Here is a 5,355-nt window from a genome sequence, read left to right as displayed (position 1 = left end):
AGTGCGGTTTCTGCACGCCGGGCATCCTGATCAGCATGGCCGCATTCCTGCGCGAATGCCCTTCGCCGACGCAGGATCAGATCCGCACCGCCTTGTCCGGCAATCTCTGCCGCTGCACGGGCTACCAGAACATCGTGAAGGCGGTCCAGGCCGCCGCGCAGAAGCTCGCCGCGCAACCCGCCTGAAGGAGAGCATCATGGGCGACATGTCGGAACTCCAGCAGCGCGAGGACGCGTTGCAGGGCATGGGCACCTCCCTGCTGCGCAAGGAGGACGCGCGCTTCATCCGCGGCCAGGGCAGCTACGTCGACGACGTCAAGCTGCCGGGCATGCTGTTCGGCGCCATGGTGCGCAGCCCCTACGCGCACGCGCGCATCCGCGGCATCGACAAGAGCAAGGCCCTGGCGTCGCCGGGCGTGGTGGCGGTGCTGACGGCCGACGACCTGAAGCCGGTCAACCTGCACTGGATGCCCACCCTGGGCGGCGACGTGCAGGCGGTGCTGGCGGACCAGAAGGTCTGCTTCCAGCTGCAGGAAGTGGCGATGGTGCTGGCCACGGACCGCTACGCCGCGGCCGACGGCGCGGCGCTGGTGGAGGTGGACTACGAGGAGCTGCCCGCCATCGTCGATCCGAAGAAGGCGATGGACGCCGACGCGCCCATCATCCGCGAGGACATCGCCGAGAAGAAGGACGTGGGCCACGGCCCGCGCACCCACCCGAACCACATCTTCACCTGGGAGGCGGGCGACCAGGCCGCGGCCGACGCCGCCTTCGCCAATGCACCGGTCACCGTGCGCGAGGAGATCCTGAACCCGCGCGTCCATCCCTGCCCGCTGGAGACCTGCGGCTGCGTCGCCTCCTTCAACAAGGCCACCGGCTATCTGACCGTCTACATGACGACGCAGGCGCCGCACCTGGTGCGCACCGTGCTCGCCATGCTCTCGGGCATCGCCGAAAGCAAGATCCGCGTGGTCGGCGGCGACATCGGCGGCGGCTTCGGCAACAAGGTGCCGGTGTATCCGGGCTACGTGGTGGCGATCGTCGCCTCCATCGTCACGGGCGTGCCGGTCAAGTGGATCGAATCGCGGATTGACAACATCTCCACCACCGGCTTCGCGCGCGACTACCACTGCGTGGGCGAGCTGGCGGCCGATGCCGACGGCCGCATCAAGGGCCTGCGCTTCACGGCGCTGGCCGACCACGGCGCCTTCAACTCGCACGTGTCGGCCTCCAAGTTCCCGGCCGGCCTGTTCTCGATCTGCACCGGCTCCTACGCGATCCCCAACGCGTATTGCCGCGTCGACGCCGTCTACACCAACAAGGCGCCGGGCGGCGTGGCCTACCGCTGCTCGCTGCGGGTGACGGAGGCCGTGTACCTGATCGAGCGCATGGTGGACGTGCTGGCGCAGAAGCTGGGCATCGACAAGGCGGAGATCCGCCGCCGCAACTTCGTGACGAAGGAGCAGTTCCCGTACACCACGTCGCTGGGCTGGACCATGGACAGCGGCGACTACGCGCCGGCATTGGAGAAGGTGCTGAAGGCGGTCGACTACGAAGGGCTGCGGCGCGAGCAGGCCGAAAAGCGGGCCAAGGGCGAGCTGATGGGGATCGGCATCTCCACCTTCACCGAGATCGTGGGCGCCGGGCCGACCAAGGCCTGCGACATCCTGGGGATCGGCCTGTTCGATTCCTGCGAGATCCGCGTGCACCCCACCGGCGGCGTGATCGCCCGCCTGGGCACCATGAGCCAGGGCCAGGGCCACGCGACCACCTACGCCCAGATCATCGCCACCGAGCTGGGCCTGCCGGCCAGCGACATCGTGGTGGAAGAGGGCGACACCGACAAGGCGCCCTATGGCGCAGGCACCTGGGGCTCGCGCTCCACGCCGGTGTCGGGCGCCGCCACCGCCAAGGCGGCGCGCAAGATCAAGGAGAAGGCCCGCCAGATCGCCGCCCACCTGCTCGAAGTGGGCGAGGGCGACCTCGAATGGGAAGTGGACCGCTTCCGCGTCAAGGGCAACCCCGAGGCCAGCAAGACCATGAAGGAGATCTGCATGGCCTCGCACACCGGCAACATCCCGGACGGGATGGAGCAGGGCCTCAACGCCGTCGCCTACTACGACCCGCCCAACCTCACGTACCCCTTCGGCGCCTACGTCTGCGTGGTCGACATCGACAAGCACACGGGTGAAGTGAAGGTGCGGCGCTTCTACGCCCTGGACGACTGCGGCACGCGGATCAACCCGATGATCATCGAGGGCCAGATCCACGGCGGCCTCACCGAGGCCTTCGCGGTCGCCATGGGCCAGCAGGTCCCCTTCGACGAGAACGGCAACCACCTGGGCAACAGCCTGATGGACTACTTCCTGCCCACGGCCGTCGAGACGCCGCGCTGGGAGACCGACCACACCGTCACGCCTTCGCCGCACCACCCGCTGGGCGCCAAGGGCGTGGCCGAGTCGCCGCACGTCGGCGGCATTCCATGCATCAGCAACGCCGTGATCGATGCCTTCGCGCACCTCGGCGTCACGCACATGGACATGCCGCACACGGCGTACCGCGTCTGGCAGCAATGCCATGCGCTCGGCATCGACCGCCACTGATCAAAGCATGTCACACACGCAAGGCCTCTCGGGAGTCAAGGGATGAAGGTGCAGTTGGATAAATCGTTCGCGCTGGGTGCGCCCGCCGCCGCCGCCTGGTTGCTGTTGCAGGACCTGGAGGCGGTGGCCGCCTGCATGCCGGGCGCGCGCATCACCGAAAAGGTGGACGCCCGCCACGTGAAGGGGACGGTCACGGTGAAGCTCGGCCCGGCCAGCCTCGTGTTCCGCGGCGAGGTGCAGGTGAAGGACGTGGACGAGGAGGGGCGCAGCCTCTTCCTGATCGGCCGCGGCACCGACGCCACCGGCACCTCGGGCGCTGCCATGGACCTGCGTGCGCACATCGAGGAGGCCGGCACCACGGCCTGCCGCCTGGTCGGCGCCGCCGAAGTGTCGGTGAGCGGCAAGGCCGCCACCTTCGGCGGCCGGATGATGTCCGCCGTGGCGGACCAGGTGCTGCAGCAGTTCGCGGCCAATTTCGCCGAGAAGCTGCGCGGGATCGTGCCGCCGCCGGAGCCGTCCGCGGCCAGGCCGGCCGAAGCGGCGGCCGAGCCGGTGCCTGCGGCCACTGCGCCCACGCCGCCTCCCGCCAGGCAGGAGCTCAATGGCCTCGCGCTCCTGTGGGCGGTGTTGCGCAACTGGCTGCACCAGCTGTTCCCGGCGCGCCGGGCGTAAGGGGCGCCATGTCCGAGGGGCGCATGGACGAAGTCGGCGCCTTGCAGGCCAGCCTGGCGCAGGCCGGCTACGTGGCCGAGCCCGCGCTCGCCGCGGCCCTGCTGCTGATGCTGGACCTGCAGCGGCCCCTGCTGCTCGAAGGCGACGCCGGCGTCGGCAAGACCGAGATCGCCAAGGCCCTGGCGGCCGTGCGCGCCGCCCGCCTGATCCGCCTGCAGTGCTACGAAGGTCTCGATACGCACGCGGCCCTCTATGAATGGAACTACCAGCGCCAGCTGCTCGCCATCAAGCTGCTGGAGCAGGACGGCCGCAGCGTGGCGCAGAAGGAGCAGGACATCTTCTCCGAGCGCTACCTGCTCAAGCGCCCGCTGCTGGAAGCGATCACCTGCAGCGAGCCGCCGGTGCTGCTGATCGACGAGGTGGACCGCGCCGACGAGGCCTTCGAGGCCTACCTGCTGGAGCTGCTGTCGGACTTCCAGCTCTCGATCCCCGAACTCGGCACGGTGCGGGCGACCACCCGGCCGGTCGTGGTGATCACGTCCAACGGCACCCGCGAGCTCTCGGATGCGCTGCGCCGGCGCTGCCTCTACCAGTACATCGACTATCCGGACCCCGAGAAGGAACTGGCCATCGTGCGCCTGAAGGCGCCGCAGGCCGCGCCCGGGCTGGCGCGCCAGATCGTCGCCTTCGTGCAGGGCGTGCGCCGCATGGAGCTGCAGAAGAAACCCGGCATCGCCGAGACGCTGGACTGGACGGCGGCGCTGTTGCGCCTGGGCATCTCGGTGATCGAACGCGATGGCGCCGAGCGCATCCTGGAGACGCTCGGCGCCCTGATCAAGACCCGCGACGACCGCGCCGCCTTCCCCCGCGAAGCGGTCGCTCGGCTGGCGGCGGCATGTTGAAGGCCCCCTCCGACCTGGATTCCCGCCTGCGCGGGAATGACGGGGCCGCGCAGGCGGGGGCGCCGGCCTTTCCCGGGCTCGCCTCCCGCGCCTCCGACCGCCTGGCCGGCTTTCCCGCCTTCCTGCGCGCCAATGGCTTCGCGGTCGGCGCCGCCGACGCCGTGCAGGTCCTGCGCACCGCCCGCGCCGTCGGCGTCCTCGACGCCCAGGTGCTGCGCTGGAGCCTCAAGGCGCTGCTGTGCGGCCGCTGCGAGGAATGGCGCCGCTTCGACGCCCTGTTCGACGCCTGGTTCCTGCCGGCGAACCGCTGGGCCGCGCCGCAGCAGCGGCTGGTCGAAAGCGGGGTGCAGCAGGGCGCGAGCCGCGCCGGCGCCGGGGAGCAGGGTCGCGAGGTGGGCGATCCGCTGAAGCCGCGCGACGCCGCCAGCCGCGCCGAGTCCCTGGCCTGCACCGACTTCCGCGACCTGGCCCGCGAGCACGCGCTGGACATCGAGGCGCTGATGCGGCAGCTGGCGCGCCGCCTGAAGCACCTGCGCCTGCGCCGCCAGGCCCGCGCCCACCAGCGCAGGCGGCTCGCGCTGCAGGCGACGATCCGCCGCAGCGTGGAAAGCGGCGGCACGCCGATCCGCCTGGCCTGGCAGGTCCCGCGCCGGGTGCGGCCGCGGCTGGTGCTGCTGCTCGATGTGAGCCGCTCGATGGCGGCCTACAGCTTCTTCTACCTGCGCCTCGCCCGGGCGCTGAGCGGTGAGCTGGCCGACGTCCACACCTTCATCTTCCACACCCGCGTCACGGCGGTGTCCGAGGCCCTGCGCGACCCGGACCCGTGGCGCGCGCAGGAGCGCCTGCACCTGCTGGCGCAGGGCTGGGGCGGCGGCACGCGCATCGGCGAGAGCCTGGCGCAGTTCGAGGCCGAACATGCCTCGCGGCTGGTGCATTCGCGCACGGCGCTGGTGGTGATGAGCGACGGCTACGACACCGGCGAGCCGGCGCTTCTTTCCGGCACGCTGGCCCGTCTGCGCCGGCGGGCCCGCCGCATCGTCTGGCTCAACCCCCTGTGCAGCCGGCCCGAATTCGCGCCGGTGAGCCAGGGGATGCGGGCGGCCCTGCCGCACCTGGACCTGCTCGCGCCCGGCGCCGACCTGGCCAGCATCCGCGCCGTCCTGCCCGAACTGCTGGAGG

General features: G+C 70.9%; 5 protein-coding genes. All 5 read left to right on the top strand.

Features of this window, described 5'->3' with window-relative positions; genetic code table 11:
* A partial coding sequence (locus VFM98_RS15190; protein WP_325110751.1) for a 2Fe-2S iron-sulfur cluster-binding protein occupies positions 1-185 on the top strand: 185 nt, incomplete at its 5' end.
* A gap of 11 nt (positions 186-196) precedes the next feature.
* Complete coding sequence (locus VFM98_RS15185) at positions 197-2,602, top strand: aerobic carbon-monoxide dehydrogenase large subunit (protein WP_325110750.1); 2,406 nt, start codon at positions 197-199, stop codon at positions 2,600-2,602.
* A 42-nt stretch (positions 2,603-2,644) separates the two neighbouring features.
* On the top strand, positions 2,645-3,274 hold the full coding sequence (locus VFM98_RS15180; protein WP_325110749.1) for an SRPBCC family protein: 630 nt from the start codon (positions 2,645-2,647) through the stop codon (positions 3,272-3,274).
* A gap of 8 nt (positions 3,275-3,282) precedes the next feature.
* Positions 3,283-4,176, top strand: coding sequence for a MoxR family ATPase (locus tag VFM98_RS15175; RefSeq protein WP_325110748.1), 894 nt, complete (start codon positions 3,283-3,285; stop codon positions 4,174-4,176).
* Positions 4,170-5,355 (top strand): vWA domain-containing protein (locus VFM98_RS15170; protein ID WP_325110747.1); only part of this gene is annotated, 1,186 nt, incomplete at its 3' end. The genes VFM98_RS15175 and VFM98_RS15170, both read left to right, overlap by 7 nt.

Origin of the sequence: Ramlibacter sp., assembly GCF_035706265.1 — a bacterium.
Taxonomy (GTDB): Bacteria; Pseudomonadota; Gammaproteobacteria; order Burkholderiales; family Burkholderiaceae_C; genus Ramlibacter.
Note: the sequence above shows the minus strand (reverse complement) of the source record. Positions and strands in the feature narration are given on the sequence as shown.

Coding starts and splice junctions, on each gene's coding strand:
- VFM98_RS15175 (WP_325110748.1), top strand. CDS start 3,283: ATGTCCGAGGGGCGCATGGACGAAGTCGGCGCCTTGCAGGCCAGCCTG.
- VFM98_RS15185 (WP_325110750.1), top strand. CDS start 197: ATGGGCGACATGTCGGAACTCCAGCAGCGCGAGGACGCGTTGCAGGGC.
- VFM98_RS15180 (WP_325110749.1), top strand. CDS start 2,645: ATGAAGGTGCAGTTGGATAAATCGTTCGCGCTGGGTGCGCCCGCCGCC.